This window comes from Polaribacter uvawellassae (genome assembly GCF_039748955.1).
Lineage (GTDB): Bacteria > Bacteroidota > Bacteroidia > Flavobacteriales > Flavobacteriaceae > Polaribacter > Polaribacter uvawellassae.
On sequence record NZ_JBDIZN010000002.1, the window covers coordinates 568,314 to 586,103 of the forward strand.

Genomic DNA, 17,790 nt, shown 5'->3' on the forward strand with positions numbered 1-17,790 from the left:
TTTAAAATAAAAAAAAGCGTTTTGAAAATTCAGAACGCTTTTTAAAAATTGTTTTTAATCTAAAATTAAAGTGCAGCTACGTGCTTTGTTAATTTAGATTTTAAGTTACTTGCTTTATTAGTATGAACAATATTGTTCTTAGCTAACTTGTCTAGCATAGCAATAACAGAAGGCAATAACGCTTCAGCTTCTTTCTTATCTTCAACTGCACGCAAGTTTCTTACAGCATTTCTTGTAGTTTTATGCTGATACTTGTTTCTTAACCTCTTTGCTTCGTTACTTCTAATTCTTTTTAAAGCTGACTTATGATTTGCCATAATTTTAATTTTAGTTTATTTTAAAACTTGTAGTCCGTACGGGAATCGAACCCGTGTTACCAGGATGAAAACCTGGCGTCCTAACCCCTAGACGAACGGACCATTACAATCTTATTGCTGATTGCGGGTGCAAATATACAATGTTTTTGAAATTCTACAAGAATTTTTGAGAAATTTTTAAATATTTAATACGCTTTTGCAAATAGCACTTTTTGTTTTGATGGATTCCCTGAAAAAACGCAGCTTCCAGACTCAAATTTACTATCATTAGGTATACATCTAATCGTTGCTTTTGTTTGTTCTTTAATGGCATCTTCGGTTACTTCTGTTCCGTCCCAATGCGCAAGAACAAATCCACCTTTGTTTTCTATCACTTCTTTAAACTCATCAAAGTTAGCAACTTCTGTAATATGTTCGTTTCTGTACGTTAATGCTCTGTTGTATATATTATCTTGAATCTCTACTAAAAGCGATGCAATATAGTTGACAACTTTATCTTGAGAAACAGTTTGTTTTTCTAAAGTATCTCTTCTTGCTACTTCTACTGTGTTATTTTCTAAATCTCTAGCTCCAAAAGCCATTCTTACAGGAACTCCTTTTAATTCATATTCTGCGAATTTTGCTCCAGGTCTGTAGGTATCTCTAGTATCAAACTTAACAGAAATTCCTTTTTCTCTAAATGCTTTTACAAATTCTGAAACTTTTTCTGAAATTGCATCTAACTGTTCATCATTTTTATAAATTGGCACAATTACAACTTGAATTGGCGCTAATTTTGGAGGTAAAACTAAACCAAGATCATCAGAATGTGTCATTATTAAACCACCAATCAAACGCGTAGAAACTCCCCAAGACGTTGCCCAAACATATTCTTGCTTACCTTCTTTAGAAGTATATTTTACATCAAAGGCTTTGGCGAAATTTTGCCCCAAGAAGTGAGATGTTCCTGCTTGCAACGCTTTTCCATCTTGCATTAATGCTTCAATAGTAAAAGTATCTTCTGCTCCTGCAAAACGTTCACTTTCAGATTTTGACCCTTTTACAACTGGCATTGCCATAAAATTTTCTGCAAATTCTGCATATACTTCTTGCATTTGTTTTGCTTCTGTAATTGCTTCCTTTTTAGTTGCATGCGCAGTATGACCTTCTTGCCATAAAAATTCTGCTGTTCTTAAAAACAATCTTGTTCTCATTTCCCAACGAACAACATTTGCCCATTGATTTATTAATAATGGTAAATCTCTATAAGATTGAATCCAACCTTTATACGTATTCCAAATAATTGCTTCAGATGTAGGTCTTACAACCAGTTCTTCTTCTAATTTTGCTTCAGGATCTACACGTAATTTACCTGGTTTATCAGGATCATTTTGCAAACGATAATGCGTTACAACTGCACATTCTTTAGCAAAACCTTCTGCATTTTTCTCTTCTGCTTCAAACAAACTTTTTGGCACAAATAATGGGAAATAGGCATTTTCATGTCCAGTTTCTTTAAACATTCTGTCTAACTCTGCTTGCATTTTTTCCCAAATAGCATATCCGTAGGGTTTTATAACCATACATCCTCTAACGGCAGAGTTTTCTGCTAAATCAGCTTTTACAACTAATTCGTTATACCATTTAGAATAATCTTCTTTTCTTGTTGTTAACTTCTTACCCATATTTTAAAAGTTTGGCATAAAACTTGTTATCTTTATAGTGGATTTAAAATCCTGCACAAAACTAATGCAAAAAGATTAGTGTCCCAATCAAAGTTTAATTTTTTTGCAAAACAATATTAATCTGATTTATATATTATGAAATCTCAATCATATCCAAAAAAAATAGCCTACTATCTTAGCCTTGCAATTTTTGCAAACTTAATATTAGTATCATGCGGAACTTACCAAAGTGTTTATAATAATGATGGAATTTATGACGACGATAATATTGAAGAAAAGGTTGTTGTTAATAAAACAAAAAAACATCAAAATGTAGAGGACAGTTATTTTAAAGAAGAAATTACAGCTTTTGACGACATTACTGACGAAACTATTTTTACTGATGCTGATGATTATACTTCATATAATATAGATGATAATTACGACAACGATCCTTGGGGTTACTCTACAAGTAACGATGATAATGTTTCCATAAATATTAATGTAAGAAACAGGTTTAGAAATTATTGGGATTTTTACAACCATGATCGCTATTGGGGATATCAATGGGGATTTAGATATGGTTTTTATGGCGACTATACTTATTACCCTTATCAATATGGATATTACAATAATTATAGATTTTATAATTTTTATTACTCTCCTTTCTATTATAACAGACCTTATTATAGAAACACAAGATATTATAACAACAACAGAAATTATACGTACTCAAAACGAAATTCTGCAAACACGTCTAGCAGAAGAAATTCTTCTTTTTACAATTCTAAAAACACAAATTCTAGCAGAAGAGCTTCATCAATAAACACTAGAGTTAAATCTATTTTTAACAACACAAATTACAACACAAGAAGACGAAGTAATTCTGTACAGAATAACAACAATAGCACTAGAAGAAATTCGACAAACACAACAAGAAGAACAAATACAAAACGAAATAATTCTGTAAACAACAGGTCAAATTCGTCTAATAAAAAAACATATAATACAACGAGAAGAAGTTCTTCAAGTTCGAATAAATCATATAGATCAAATACATCTTCTAATAGAAATTCATCAGTAAAAAGTTCTAGTACAAGAAGAAGTAATACTTCTAAAAGAAGAGGGAATTAACAAACGATATTTAAATTTAAAAAATGAAAAAAGTTACATTATTTGTACTCTTTTGTGCAATTTCTTTGCCTAGTTTTTCGCAAAGTTTAGGTTATGAAGATTTAGCAATTTTATTTTCAAAAGACAACAACACAGGTTCTGCAAGATACAATGCAATGAGTGGCGCATTTGGTGCATTAGGCGGAGATGTTAGCGCAATAAAAATAAATCCTGCAAGTGGAGCTGTTTTTAATAACAGCTTATTTACAGCTACTTTTGATTCTAGAGCTACAGAAATAAAAACCACCTACTACGGCAGCTCAACAAACACTCAAGAAGATTATTTTAACTTTTCTCAAGCTGGGGCAGTATTTGTTTACAGTAGTTATTCAAATAGCGATTGGTCTAAATTTGCGTTTAGTTTTAATTATTCTATCAGAAATAATTTTGATACAAATTTTATTGCAAACGGAAATAGTGGTTTTGCAACATTTACAGAGTTTCCTTTAGACACAGGAAATCCTAAAACTCAATATTTAAATTCAGATTCTCAACAATTTAACAATGTATATAAGGGTGAAATTTCAGAATATAATTTTGCAATTTCTGGCGTATATCAAAACGATTTATATTTAGGCGCATCTATAAATACGTATGATTTAAAGTTTTCTCAACAATCTTTTTTAAATGAACAAAATAATGATGGTTCTGGAAATATATTAAAGGCTAAATTTTATCAGGAAAACAATACTTTAGGAACCGGATTTTCTATAAGCGCTGGAGCAATTTACAAAGCAACAAAAAGTTTACGATTAGGTTTTTCTTATCAAACGCCAACTTGGTTTACAGAAATAAATGAAGAAACTAATATTTTAAATAATGACGGTTTTTTAGGCGATACAGAAATTGAAGTATCTAACAACAATACAATTTATGACAATACAACAGGTAATTATTTTCCTGTTCAAGCATTTTCTTATAAGCTAAAAACTCCTGCAAAAACAACAGCAAGTATTGCGTATATTTTTGGTAAAAATGGATTGATAAGCGCAGATTACACTTTAAATAATTATAAAAAACTAAAACTTTCTAACGGAGATTTTACTGTAGAAAATCAATTCTTTAACAATAATCTAAAGGACACATATACTTTAAATGTAGGAACAGAGTGGCGTTTTAAATCTCTTAGTTTACGTGGTGGATATCATTACTCAGAAAGTCCAGATGCAAACGCAATTGCATCTGACAATATTAAAGGATTTTCTTACGGTGCAGGATATACTTTTGGGAATGTAAAATTAGATTTTGCATATCAAAACAAAACAAATACACAATTGTATAATTTTTATCCGCAATACAATCAAGTAAATGCGGCAGATTTAAAAATTGATAATCGAATTTTAACAGCTACGGTTAGCATCAATTTATAAAAAAATTAATCCTAAAAACAAGTTAGACCTCATCGGAAATAAACCTTTGAGGTCTTTGCTATTCATTCATATTTTTACCTTAATTTTGCCGAACATTTGTTCGATAAAAATCAATCGAATACTATCTCTATTATCATGAGCAAAACAACAATATCTATACAAAATACAACAAATAATTCTATCATTAAATTTACAAGTTCTTCTATTTTAATTAACGGAGGAAGTTATGAGTTTAATAATATTGACGAAGCAAAAAATGCGCCGTTAGCACAACAATTATTCTATTTACCTTTTGTTAAAAAAGTTTTTATTACAGCTAATTTCATTGCTATTCAAAAATATGATATTGTTGAATGGACAGATGTTCAAGAAGAAGTTAGAGAACAAATTGAAGCGTATTTAAATGACGGAAATAGTATTGTAAAAGAAATAGAAACTTCCAAAACACAAGTTATTGAAGTGTATGCAGAAGTTACTCCAAACCCTTCAGTAATGAAGTTTGGAACAACAAAATCTTTAACAACAACAGATGTTGAATGTAAAAATATTGATGAAGCAAATGCAACATCGCCACTTGCACAAGCTTTATTTCATTTTCCGTTTGTAAAAGAAGTTTTTATTTCTGAAAACTATGTGTCTATTACTAAATTTGACATGGTAGATTGGAATGAAATTTATCCAGAATTAAGAACATTTATTCTTAAGTATTTGCAAGAAGACAAAATAATTATCAAGCAATTACCTAAAGCAAAAAAAGAAGATGCAACATCAGAAAATGTAACTCCAGTAAATTTAGATGAAACTTCTTCTAAAATTGTTAGTATTTTAAATGAATATATAAAACCAGCTGTTGCTTCTGATGGCGGTAATATTGCTTTTAGATCTTACGACCAAGAAAGCAAAGTTGTAAGCGTTGTATTACAAGGCGCTTGTAGTGGCTGTCCATCATCAACAATAACGTTAAAAAACGGAATTGAAACAATGCTAAAAGAGATGTTACCAAATCAAATAAAGGAAGTTGTTGCAATAAACGGATAATTACTTTTGCCTTTTGGACATTTCACCAAAAGAGAAAAGCGAAATTGCAAGTTTAAGAAAAATCTGAAAATGAACTATTATTGGCCACAGCATATAGCTTGAAGCCTAAAGCAAATATAAAATGTCAGCAGAAAAAATAAATCCATACAAAGATTCAGAATTAGGAAAAAAAGAGCAAGTTGCTCAAATGTTTGATAATATCTCTGAAAATTACGATGGATTAAATCGTGTAATTTCTTTCGGAATTGATGTAAAATGGCGTAAAAAAGTAGTTGCAATTGTTGGCGAAAATAATCCGAAGCAAATTTTAGATATTGCAACCGGAACTGGAGACTTAGCAATAATGATGGCTTCTTTAAATCCTGATAAAATTACAGGTTTAGATATTTCTGCCGGAATGTTAGAAGTTGGAAAACAAAAAATTGCCAAAGCAAATTTATCAGACAAAATAGAAATGATTGTTGGCGATTCTGAAAACATGCCATTTAAAGATGAAACTTTTGATGCAATTACAGTTTCTTTTGGAGTGCGTAATTTTGCAAATTTAGACAAAGGCTTAACCGAAATTAATCGTGTATTAAAACCAAACGGTAAATTGGTAATCTTAGAAACTTCTGTACCAACAAAATTTCCTTACAAACAAGGATATCGTTTTCATACTTCAGTATTGCTTCCAGTAATTGGAAAATTATTTTCTAAAGACAAAGTTGCGTATTCATATTTATCAGAATCTGCAAATTCTTTTCCTTTTGGAGAAAAATTCAACAATATTTTACTAAAAAATGGGTTTACTACAGCAACAGACAAACCTGTAACTTTTGGCGTAGCGTCAATTTATACAGCTACAAAGTAACATATGAAATCATTACAATTACTTTTTTTAGGACTCGTTTTTCTTCTTTCAAACTCTTTGTTTGCACAAAGAGATCGAGTAGATTATTTACCAAGTTTTGATAAGAAAAAATTACATTATGGATTTTATCTTGGAATCAATCAAAACGATTTTAAAATAGATTACAAAACAAGTAATTACGCAAACGCAAATATAAGTGTAACGGCAACTAGCGGATTTAACGTTGGTTTAATTGCAGATTTACGTTTACATAAAAACATTAATTTACGTTTTGAGCCAGGTTTAATTAGCAATTCTAAAACTTTAGCTTTTACACACATCAACACAGAACGAGATAGCATTAGAGAAATTGGTTCTACGTATTTACACATTCCTTTTGTCTTTAAATTTAGTACAGACAGAATGGATAATGTAAGACCCTATCTGTTAGCTGGAATTTCTTATGATTATAATTTTTCTAGCAATCAAAGAAATGCAAATGACAATTCTGGCGGAGAATTTAGAATGAAAACACACAACTTTATGTACGAAGTTGGAATTGGAATTGATATTTATTTATACTTTTTTAAGTTTTCTCCTTCAATACGTGGTGTATTTGCAATGAATAACGAATTAAAATATGATGACAGTGCAAATAGTCAATGGACTTCTCCAGTTAACTTTCTAGGAACTCGTGGTATTTTCTTGAATTTTGCTTTTGAGTAGAAATTAGTTGCAAAGTAAAAAAGTGGCAAAGTTGCAAAGGCTTTTATTATACATTTCTCTTAAACTCACTTAACAAAATTGCAGTTGCGGTTGCAACGTTTAAACTTTCTGTTTCTTGAATATTTCCAAATCTTGGGATTGAGATTTTAGCATCAACCAATTTTCTAATTTCATCCGAAATTCCGTTTGCTTCATTTCCCATCACCAAAATTGCTTCTTTTGGCAAATCGCTTTTATAGACATTTTCACCTTCCATATCAGCAATAAAAATTGGCAATTCAGATTCGTTTAAATACTCAACCAAATCCGTATAAATAATTTCTATACGTGTTAAAGAACCCATGGATGCTTGCACAACTTTTTGATTGTAGCAATCTACCGTTGTAGTAGAACAAACGAGTTTTTGTACACCAAACCAATCGCACAGACGAATTATGGTTCCTAAATTTCCAGGATCATTTATTGCATCAAGCGCAATAATGATTCCAGTATTTTTTGTTAAAAGTGTTTCAGGAATTTTAAATAATCCGACAACTTTATTTGGTGTTTTAAGTTGACTTATTTTTTTTAATTCTTTTTCAGTAACGATTATCGTGTTTTCTATTTCAGAAGAAACCTCAAAGTCATCAGTTATAAAAAGCTGCGCAACTTTAAAATTAGAGTTGAGCAATTCGTTTACAATTTTTACGCCTTCGGCAACAAATAATTTGTGTTTTTGTCGATACTTTTTTTGCTGTAAACTTGTTATAAGTTTAATGTGATTCTTTGATAAATTCATTAATTAATTTTAAATTAGAAAAACCATCTAAAAATAGTACTTTTGAACCAAGTTATAGTCAGCACAAAGCTAATGAAAAAAGTTTCTTATTCTCTTTTTATATTTTTAATACTTGCTTCTTGTAACTCTGTAAAAAGAGTTCCAGAAAAAGAGCACTTATTAAGAACTACAACAATTTTAGTTGATGGCAAGAAAAACAGAAACAGTGATTTGCTAGATTATGTATTGCAAAAACCAAATTCTAGAACTTTAGGAATTCCTATTTCTTTATATTTTCACAATCTTGGTAATCCAAATTCGCCTAAAACACCTAAAGCTTGGGCAACTTTACACCCAAAAAAATACAACTTTTTTAAAAGTATATTTTCAGAAAAACAAAGTATTGGTGTAGCTAAATCTTACATTAATTTTAACAATTGGTTTTTAAATAGTGGTGAATCTCCAGTAATTATTAATGATTTAAAAACTAGCAGAACAGTAACAAACTTAAATTCTTATTACATAACTCAAGGGTATTTCAAAAATAAAGTAACTGCAAAAAAAGACACGTTAAAAAATAAAAAAGCAAAAATTACCTATTCTGTTAGTAGAGGAAATCCTTATTTTTTAGATACAATTACCAGGCAAATTCCTTCTTCTGTTTTAAAAGCAATTTATCAAAGAGACACCATTAACACTTTTTTAAAAACCGGAGATCAATACAACGATCAAAATTTTATCAAAGAAGCTGCAAGAATTACAAAGCTTTTTAGAAATTCTGGAGTTTATAATTTTATAGATAATGCCATCCGATTTTACCCAGACAGCACAAGAACAGATTACAAAACAAATGTTTTGGTAAGTATTGCTGATAAATATTTGACTGAAGAAAATGGAAAAAACGTATACAAACCTTTTGAGAAAAAAACAATTGGAAAAATAAATGTGTACACAGATTATTCTTATAATACCGAAAGCGAACCTTATTTAGATTCTGTTTCTTACAACGGAATTAAATATTTTGCACATCAAAAAATAAAATACAATCCAAAGTATTTATCGCAATCTATTTTTATAAAACCTAATCAAATCTATAGCGACACATTAAGAAATCTAACAAGAAGTCATTTAAAATCACTAAAAAATTTTAAATCGATAAACATAAAATATACAGAAGTTGCAGATTCTGATTTATTGATTGCCGATATTAGATTAACTCCAAATGAAAAATATTCTATTGGAACCGATACTGAACTAACTCATTCTAATATTAGGAAATTAGGAGTTTCCGAAAAATTTTCAATTACCAATAGAAATACTTTTAAAGGCGCAGAATTATTTAAGTTTTCTTTTATTGGTTCCTTCTTTAATACTTCTACTCAATTTAGCAATTCCAGTGGTTTTTTTAACGCTTGGGAACTCGGTGTAGATGCTTCATTAGAAATTCCGAGATTTTTTGCTCCTTTTGGATTAAATCGACTGGTTCCAAAAGAAATGTCTCCAAGAACAATATTATCTTTAGGATCAGGAATTCAAAAAAATATTGGATTAGACAAGCAAGCCGTTACAGCAGTTATTGATTACAAATGGGATTTTAACAAACGTAAATCTATCAATTTAGAATTATTTAACATACAATATATCAGAAACTTAAACACTAGCGAATATTTTAATATTTATGATTCTGAGTTTGAAAAACTTGTTCCAATTGCTCAAAAATTTAACAACTATAACTTAACTAAAACAAATGCTCCTACGTTTATGAGCTTAGTAAAAGCTGACAGTAATTTTCAGACAAATAACCCAACAGAATATAATGAAAACGGCAACGTTAATAACCGTTACAATATTATTACGTCTAACTTTATTATTCCAACCATTGCATATTCTTATACATATAACAATCAAACAAATTACAAAGACAATAATTTTTCTTTTTTTAGAATAAGAGTTGCAAATTCTGGAAATTTTGTTTCATTATTAAGCAATCAAAAAAACAGTACTGGTGTAAAAACCATTTCAAATACACCAATTGCTCAATATTTTAAAACAGATATTGAATACAAACAATTTTGGGATGTTTCTAGAAATTCTGTTTTAGGTTTTCGTTCTTCTTTAGGCGTTGTTTTAGCTTACGGAAATTCTGACATTCCGTTTACAAAAAGTTATTTTGCTGGTGGATCAAACGATATTAGAGCTTGGAAAACCTATGAACTTGGACCTGGATCTACTGCGCCAGGTTTAGAATATAATGTTGGTAATTTTAAATTTTTAACTAGTTTAGAGTACAGATTCGATTTAATAAGTAGTTTAAAAGGTGCTTTATTTATTGATGTTGGTAATATTTGGGAATTAACAGATTCTAGATTTGTAGATTCTAAAGCAAAACTAAATAGCTTTGAAGCATTAAAACAAATGGCTGTTGGTTCTGGGTTTGGAGCTAGATATGATTTTAATTTTTTAGTGCTACGTTTAGATGTTGGATTTAAAACACACGAACCCTATTTAATTGGAAACAAATGGTTTAAAAACTTTAACTTTAACAACGCAGTTTATAATATAGGAATCAACTACCCTTTTTAAGTGCTTTAGCTGGTATAAATAGATTCTATATTGAAATATAATAAATGATAAAAAACACCATAAAATTCTTCAAAAATTAACTATTTTTGACCTAATTATTTTTTAGATTTTTAAACAATACAACATGAGTCAGTCAATAAAGCCAGGAGTTGCAACAGGTACTACTGTTCAAGAAATTTTTAAACTAGCAAAAGCTAAAAGTTTTGCATTACCAGCAGTAAATGTTGTTGGCTCTAGTAGCGTAAATGCTGTTTTAGAAACCGCAAAAGAATTAAATTCGCCTGTAATTATTCAGTTTTCTAATGGTGGTGCACTATTTAATGCAGGAAAAGGTTTATCAAACGAAAATGAAAAAGCAGCAATTGCTGGAGCTATAGCTGGAGCAAAACACATTCATTTAATGGCAGAACTGTATGGAATTCCTGTAATTTTGCATACAGATCATGCAGCAAAAAAATTATTACCTTGGATTGATGGTTTGCTAGATGCAAGCGAAAAGCATTTTGCAGAAACAGGCAAACCATTGTATAGTTCTCATATGATTGATTTATCTGAAGAACCAATTGAAGAAAATATTGAAATTTGTAAAAAATATTTAGCTCGTATGAGCAAAATAGGAATGACTTTAGAAATTGAACTAGGAATTACTGGTGGCGAAGAAGATGGTGTAGATAATTCTGATGTAGATGTTTCTAAATTATATACGCAACCAGAAGAAGTTGCTTATGCTTATGAAGAGTTAATGAAAGTAAGCCCACAATTTACAATTGCAGCAGCATTTGGAAATGTACATGGAGTTTACAAACCAGGAAATGTAAAACTAACTCCAAAAATCTTAAAAAATTCTCAAGAATATATTTCAAAAAAATACAATGTAGAACATAATTCAATCGATTTTGTTTTTCATGGTGGATCTGGCTCTTCTGTAGAGGAAATTAGAGAAGCAATTGGCTACGGAGTAATTAAAATGAATATTGACACCGATTTACAATTTGCATTTACAGAAGGCGTAAGAGATTACGTTCTTGCAAAACAAGATTATTTACAAACACAAATTGGTAATCCTGATGGAGAAGAATTGCCAAATAAAAAATATTACGACCCAAGAAAATGGCTTCGTGAAGGAGAAATTACTTTTAAAAATCGATTAAAAACAGCTTTTGAAGATTTAAACAATGTAAATACACTTGCATAGTATCAAATACTTAGCTTATTTTAGCCGATAATTATACACATTAAAACTTAAAACAACTATACAATGTCTTGGTTTAAAAGAATAGAAAAAGGAATACATACTGCTACAGAAGATAAAAAAGACATTCCTGTTGGATTGTGGTACAAAACTCCGAGTGGTAAAATTATAGATAAGGAAGAGTTAAAAAGAAACTTGTATGTAAGCCCAGAAGATGGCTATCACGTAAGAATTGGAAGTAAAGAATATTTTGAATTATTTTTTGATGATAATAAATTTAAAGAATTAGACGCAAAACTAACTTCTGTTGATTCTTTAAAATTTGTAGACACAAAAAAATATCCAGACAGAATAAAAGCTGCACAAGAAAAAACCAAATTAAAAGATGCTGTTAGAACTGCCGTAGGTAAGTCTTTAGGAAAAGATTTAGTTATTGCTGCAATGGATTTTACTTTTATTGGAGGTTCTATGGGCTCTGTAGTTGGAGAAAAAATTGCACGAGCAATTAATCATTCAATCGAGCATAATATTCCTTTTTTAATGATTTCAAAATCTGGTGGAGCACGTATGCAAGAAGCATCATTATCTTTAATGCAATTGGTAAAAACATCAGCAAAATTGGCACAATTAGCTGAAAAGAAAATACCATATATTTCTCTTTGTACAGATCCAACAACTGGTGGCACAACTGCTTCTTACGCTATGTTGGGCGATATTAATATTGCAGAACCAAATGCATTAATTGGATTTGCAGGACCAAGAGTTGTAAAAGACACTACAGGAAAAGATTTACCAGAAGGATTTCAGCGCTCTGAGTTTTTATTAGAACATGGATTTTTAGATGGAATTTACGAACGTAAAAAACTAAAAAAGCAAATCAATTTATATATTGATTTAATCGAGAACAATCCTATTAGAAGTTAAAAAAAGAGTTTAACTCTCCTTTTTAAATAACAATCTTTTAATCAGCAAATTACTCTTGCTAAGTCTTTTTTAAAATCGCTATTTATTTAGCTTAAAAAATAAAAATAGTTGTATATTTGCAGCTTCAATGAAAAAATCATTGATGTACATAAAAATCATTTAAAATAATATTGGCATGTATTTAACAAAAGAAGTAAAAGAGCAAATCTTTTCAAAACACGGTAAGTCAGCAACAGACACTGGTAACTCAGAAGGACAAATTGCATTGTTCACATTTAGAATTAACCACTTAACTGAGCACTTAAAAAATAATCGTAAAGATTATAACACAGAGCGTTCATTAGTAAAATTGGTAGGTAAACGTAGAAGTTTATTAGATTATCTAAAGAAAACTGAAATTAACAGATATCGTGCGATTATCAAAGAATTAGGAATTAGAAAATAAAACCTAACAATAAAAAGAGGCTCTATAAACGTGCCTCTTTTTTTTATGTATGATAAATTTCTTGTAGTTTGGCTACAAAACAATAATTTATCTTTCCTGAGAAAGCAGGAATCTAAAAATATTCAATTCTACTTAACAAATAGAATTTTTATATAAAAATCTCAAAATAAGTAACAGCTATTTTGAATTCCATTGGAAGTAAAACAACAACAGAACAACAACACAACACATTAATTATTAAAAATTTAGAATTAAAAAGTATGATTCCAAAAGTATTTAGAGAGGTTATAGACCTTGGAGATGGAAGAACCATCTCATTAGAAACCGGTAAGTTAGCTAAACAAGCACACGGTTCGGTTGTTGTTCAAATGGGAGATGCAATGTTATTGTGTACAGTAGTTTCTAACTACAAACAATCTGATGTTGATTTTTTACCATTAACTGTAGATTATAGAGAAAAATTTGCTGCTGCAGGAAAATATCCTGGAGGATTCTTTAAAAGAGAAGCAAGACCTAGTGACGGTGAAGTTTTAACCATGCGTTTAGTAGACCGTGTTTTACGCCCGTTATTCCCAAAAGATTATCACGCAGAAACACAAGTGATGATTCAATTAATGTCTCATGATGAAAATGTAATGCCAGATGCTTTAGCTGGATTAGCTGCTTCGGCTGTAATACAATTATCAGATATTCCATTCGAAACTCCAATTTCAGAAGTTAGAGTTGCAAGAATCAATGGAGAATTTGTAATCAACCCAAGTAGAACACAATTAGCAGATGCTGATATTGACATGATGATAGGAGCTTCTGCAGATTCTGTAATGATGGTTGAAGGTGAAATGGATGAATGTTCTGAAGAAGAAATGGCAGATGCAATTAAATTTGCACATGAAGCTATTAAAGTACAATGTGCTGCACAAGTTAGATTAGCAGAAGCATTTGGAAAAAAAGAAACTCGTGAGTATGAAACAGAAAGAGAAGATGAAGATTTAGCAAAGAAAATTCATGACTTAGTTTATGATAAAGTATATGCTGTTGCAAAAGCTGGTTCATCAAAACAAGAAAGAAGCGCTGCATTTTCTGAAATCAAAGAAGAAGTAAAAGCAACTTTTACAGAAGAAGAATTAAACGATTTTGGCGGATTAGTGTCTAAATATTATAGTAAAGCAGAAAAAGCTGCTATTAGAGACTTAACATTGTCTGAAGGTTTGCGTTTAGACGGACGTAAAACTACAGATATTAGACCAATTTGGTGTGAGGTAGACTACTTGCCATCAACACACGGTTCATCAATCTTTACTCGTGGAGAAACACAAGCATTAGCAACTGTAACTTTAGGAACTTCTAGAGAAGCAAATCAAATTGATATGCCAACGTACTCAGGAGAAGAAACGTTTTATTTACACTACAACTTCCCTCCTTTTTGTACAGGAGAAGCAAGACCATTAAGAGGAACATCTCGTAGAGAAGTTGGACACGGTAACTTAGCACAACGTGCATTAAAAGGAATGATTCCTGCAGATTGCCCATACACAGTAAGAGTTGTATCTGAAGTTTTAGAATCTAACGGTTCTTCTTCGATGGCAACTGTTTGTTCTGGAACAATGGCATTAATGGATGCCGGAGTTCAATTGAAAAAACCAGTTTCTGGTATTGCAATGGGATTGATTTCTGACGGAGAACGTTACGCTGTCTTATCTGATATTTTAGGTGATGAAGATCACTTAGGAGATATGGATTTTAAAGTAACAGGTACTGCAGACGGAATTACCGCTTGTCAAATGGATATTAAAGTAAAAGGATTGTCTTATGAGATTTTAGTAAATGCTTTAAAGCAAGCTCGTGATGGTCGTTTACATATTTTAGAGAAAATTACTGATACAATAGCTGCTCCAAATGCTGATGTAAAAGCACATGCTCCTAAAATGATAAATAGAAGAATTCCTAATGATATGATTGGTGCATTTATTGGACCAGGTGGAAAACATATTCAAGAATTGCAAAAAGAAACTGGAACTACAATTGTAATTACAGAAGACGCAATTACTGAAGAAGGAATTATTGAAATCTTAGGAACAGATCCAGCAGGAATTGAGCAAGTTATTGCACGTATTGAATCAATGTTGTTTAAACCAGAAGTTGGAAGTGCTTACGAAGTTAAAGTAATTAAAATGTTAGATTTTGGTGCAGTTGTAGAATATACAGAAGCTCCTGGAAACGAAGTTTTATTACACGTAAGTGAATTGGCATGGGAACGTACAGAAAATGTTTCTGACGTAGTAAAAATGGGAGATGTATTTGATGTGAAATACTTTGGAATAGACCCAAGAACTCGTAAAGAAAAAGTTTCTAGAAAAGCATTGTTAAAAAAACCAGAAGGTTATGTAGCAAGACCGCCAAGAGATGACAAACGTTCTGGCGGACGTGATAACAGAGGTAGAGATAATCGCGGACGTGATAACAGACGTGATGATAGAAAACCAAGAGAACCAAGAAAAGAAGAGTAATTCTTTTTAAGAATAAAGTATCAAACCTGTCAAATTTTAAAATTTGACAGGTTTTTTTTGTATATTTATTTTTGAAAAAGTTAATTTGCTATGACAAATGTCTCACTAGAATCATTTACACATAACTCTCAACATTGTATTGCAATAAAGTTTTCTTATAACTTTAAAGCAAAAGAGTATATAAAAAAATTTAATGGTGTTAGATGGTCAAAAACTCACAGTACATTTTATATTTATTATACTGAAGTTAGATTAGAAGATTTAAAAATTTATTTAACTAAAGGAAATATAAATATTATTACAAAAAACAAAGACCAATTTGCACAAAGAATAACTAAAGGTATAAAAGTTGAGCTAAAAACTTTAAATAAAGAAAAAACTGAAGTATATCGTCATTATTTAGCTTTTTTAAAAGGCAAACGATTTAGCAAAAGCACCATTGCAAGTTATAGTGGTTTTATATTAGAGTTTTTACGTTTTACAGATCAAAAACCAGTAGATGAACTTAACGAAAATGACGTTAGAAGCTATATTGAATGGGCGGTTAACACATTAAATTATGCTGTTAGTACTCATAGGCAAATGGTAAGTGGTTTTAAACACTTTACATATTTTTATCCTGCATGTTCTATAGATATAGACAAAATATACATGCCTAAAAAAGATAGAAAATTGCCTATCGTTTTAAGCATAGAAGAGATAATATTACTTTTACAGGCTACAAAAAATTTAAAGCATCGTGTTGTATTAGCTATTTTATATTCTTCTGGGTTAAGAATTAGCGAAGTTATAGATTTAAAATTAAGTGATTTTGATTTTAAACGCAACCAACTTCATATTCAAAACAGTAAAGGTCGTAAAGATAGATATGCAACGATAGCAGAAAGTATTTTTCCTTTAATTAAAAACTATTACAAAACCTATAAACCAAAAGTTTACTTTATAGAAAACCCAAAAGGTGGTAAATACAGTCCAGAATCTATACGTGCATTTTTAAAAAAGAGTTTAAAACTTGCAGGCATCACTAAAACAGTAACACCACATACCTTAAGACATAGTTATGCAACGCACATGCTAGAACAGGGTATTGGCATAAGACACATACAAGAATTATTAGGCCATAGCAGACCAGAGACTACTATGATTTATACACATGTTACAAGAAAAGATTTAGAACAAATAAAAAGTCCTTTGGATACTGCAATAAATAAATTATCTTTAGGTAATAATAAGAATAAAAAAATTACGATATCCTGATTTATTCACGGGATATCAGTAATAAAAGTTACTATATAACGAGTTAGCAAAAATAGCCCAATCAACACGTGGGAAAAATCTCAACAACGAATTATTCTGACTTTTAAAAAAGTAAAAATTAAACGAAATCTAAGATAATTTAGTGAAAAAAAACGGAGAATAACTTTGCGGAATCTTGTTTCGCGGGAAAAAATTTGCTTCATAAAATGGGAATGAATATCTGAACGGAAAATATGCGTGCGAATTTTTGCAAACTCTTGAAATCTGAATTACGCTGAATGAAAAATTGCACGGAACAAAATGCGTGAATTTTGTGTGACTAAAAAGATAGAGTTTAACAAGATTAGAAAAAGCGGAAAATAAATCGGAATTTTAAGCCGAATTAAAATGAAAAACTTTATATTTGAAAAGCGTGAAAGTTAATTGAAAACAAAAAGCTACATTTTGCTAACACCGTGTATATTTTATTGCTTTTGTAGTTTTTCTTTCGAAAAACCACGCAAGCGTAAAAGCTTGGTTTTTTAAGTTATTATTAGCTAAATTCTCGCAACAAATCATACACAAACACGTTGGCAAAAATTGCGGAAAAGATTCAGATTCAATGAAATTTCATTCAATTTTCAAAATTAAATAGAATTAAAAAAGTCTAAAATTATTCGTGGAGTTTTTAAAAGTTTGAAAAAAAACTGCAATTAAACGGAATACAAAAGGAATTAATTAAAATACAACAACGCTTGAATACAAAGTCACTCAAATAAGTTGAAAAGTCACAACGTTTGAATACAAAGTCACTCAACTGAACTGAAAAGTCACAACGCCTGAATACAAAGTCACTCAAATGAACTGAAAAGTCACAACGCCTGAATACAAAGTCACTCAAATGAACTGAAAAGTCACAACGTTTGAATACAAAGTCACTCAAATGAACTGAAAAGTCACAACGTTTGAATACAAAGTCACTCAAATGAATTGAAAAGAAACAACGTTTAAAAAAAATGAGAATTGAAGTAATTTAAAAAACAACTA

At 30.3% G+C, this 17,790-nt stretch carries 14 protein-coding genes and 1 tRNA gene; 11 read left to right on the forward strand and 4 right to left on the reverse strand.

Translation table 11 applies throughout. The features are described 5' to 3' along the window. Positions 1 to 65: 65 nt before the first annotated feature. From rpsT to proS, 3 genes are all read right to left on the reverse strand, one after another. Positions 66 to 317: a 30S ribosomal protein S20 gene (rpsT, locus tag ABDX67_RS06940; protein ID WP_347174230.1), complete on the reverse strand. Its 252-nt coding sequence runs from the start codon at positions 315 to 317 to the stop codon at positions 66 to 68. Positions 318 to 347: 30 nt separating this feature from the next. After that, positions 348 to 419: transfer RNA gene (locus ABDX67_RS06945), tRNA-Glu, on the reverse strand. A gap of 83 nt (positions 420 to 502) precedes the next feature. Next, on the reverse strand, positions 503 to 1,981 hold the full coding sequence (proS, locus tag ABDX67_RS06950; protein ID WP_347174231.1) for a proline--tRNA ligase: 1,479 nt from the start codon (positions 1,979 to 1,981) through the stop codon (positions 503 to 505). Positions 1,982 to 2,116: 135 nt separating this feature from the next. On the opposite strand from proS, the gene ABDX67_RS06955 reads away from it, so the two are divergent. From ABDX67_RS06955 to porT, 5 genes are all read left to right on the forward strand, one after another. Beyond that, positions 2,117 to 3,094: a hypothetical protein gene (locus ABDX67_RS06955; protein WP_347174232.1), complete on the forward strand. Its 978-nt coding sequence runs from the start codon at positions 2,117 to 2,119 to the stop codon at positions 3,092 to 3,094. A gap of 23 nt (positions 3,095 to 3,117) precedes the next feature. Continuing rightward, positions 3,118 to 4,503, forward strand: coding sequence for an OmpP1/FadL family transporter (locus tag ABDX67_RS06960; RefSeq protein WP_347174233.1), 1,386 nt, complete (start codon positions 3,118 to 3,120; stop codon positions 4,501 to 4,503). Positions 4,504 to 4,638: 135 nt separating this feature from the next. Next, on the forward strand, positions 4,639 to 5,541 hold the full coding sequence (locus ABDX67_RS06965) for a NifU family protein (protein ID WP_347174234.1): 903 nt from the start codon (positions 4,639 to 4,641) through the stop codon (positions 5,539 to 5,541). A gap of 121 nt (positions 5,542 to 5,662) precedes the next feature. Continuing rightward, on the forward strand, positions 5,663 to 6,394 hold the full coding sequence (gene ubiE, locus ABDX67_RS06970; RefSeq protein ID WP_347174235.1) for a bifunctional demethylmenaquinone methyltransferase/2-methoxy-6-polyprenyl-1,4-benzoquinol methylase UbiE: 732 nt from the start codon (positions 5,663 to 5,665) through the stop codon (positions 6,392 to 6,394). A gap of 3 nt (positions 6,395 to 6,397) precedes the next feature. After that, complete coding sequence (porT, locus tag ABDX67_RS06975) at positions 6,398 to 7,099, forward strand: type IX secretion/gliding motility protein PorT/SprT (RefSeq protein ID WP_347174236.1); 702 nt, start codon at positions 6,398 to 6,400, stop codon at positions 7,097 to 7,099. A gap of 46 nt (positions 7,100 to 7,145) precedes the next feature. Here the strand turns inward: porT and ABDX67_RS06980 are convergent, their stop codons facing one another. Continuing rightward, positions 7,146 to 7,877 (reverse strand): TrmH family RNA methyltransferase, encoded by a 732-nt coding sequence (locus tag ABDX67_RS06980; RefSeq protein WP_347174237.1) that lies wholly within the window; start codon positions 7,875 to 7,877, stop codon positions 7,146 to 7,148. Positions 7,878 to 7,949: 72 nt separating this feature from the next. Here ABDX67_RS06980 and tamL point away from each other — a divergent pair, with 72 nt between their 5' ends. The 6 genes from tamL to ABDX67_RS07010 all read left to right on the forward strand — a co-directional run bounded on the left by tamL (position 7,950) and on the right by ABDX67_RS07010 (position 16,764). Beyond that, positions 7,950 to 10,439 (forward strand): translocation and assembly module lipoprotein TamL, encoded by a 2,490-nt coding sequence (gene tamL, locus ABDX67_RS06985; protein ID WP_347174238.1) that lies wholly within the window; start codon positions 7,950 to 7,952, stop codon positions 10,437 to 10,439. Positions 10,440 to 10,563: 124 nt separating this feature from the next. Then, positions 10,564 to 11,634, forward strand: coding sequence for a class II fructose-bisphosphate aldolase (gene fbaA, locus ABDX67_RS06990; protein WP_347174239.1), 1,071 nt, complete (start codon positions 10,564 to 10,566; stop codon positions 11,632 to 11,634). A 63-nt stretch (positions 11,635 to 11,697) separates the two neighbouring features. Next, the gene (accD, locus tag ABDX67_RS06995) at positions 11,698 to 12,555 is read left to right on the forward strand and encodes an acetyl-CoA carboxylase, carboxyltransferase subunit beta (RefSeq protein WP_347174240.1); all 858 of its coding nucleotides are present in this window, start codon (positions 11,698 to 11,700) and stop codon (positions 12,553 to 12,555) included. A 175-nt stretch (positions 12,556 to 12,730) separates the two neighbouring features. Further along, positions 12,731 to 13,000, forward strand: a complete 270-nt coding sequence (gene rpsO, locus ABDX67_RS07000) for a 30S ribosomal protein S15 (protein WP_347174241.1) — start codon at positions 12,731 to 12,733, stop codon at positions 12,998 to 13,000. A 260-nt stretch (positions 13,001 to 13,260) separates the two neighbouring features. Continuing rightward, the gene (locus tag ABDX67_RS07005; protein ID WP_347174292.1) at positions 13,261 to 15,507 is read left to right on the forward strand and encodes a polyribonucleotide nucleotidyltransferase; all 2,247 of its coding nucleotides are present in this window, start codon (positions 13,261 to 13,263) and stop codon (positions 15,505 to 15,507) included. Between the two features lie 90 nt (positions 15,508 to 15,597). Further along, positions 15,598 to 16,764, forward strand: a complete 1,167-nt coding sequence (locus tag ABDX67_RS07010) for a tyrosine-type recombinase/integrase (RefSeq protein WP_347174242.1) — start codon at positions 15,598 to 15,600, stop codon at positions 16,762 to 16,764. Positions 16,765 to 17,790: the final 1,026 nt, after the last annotated feature.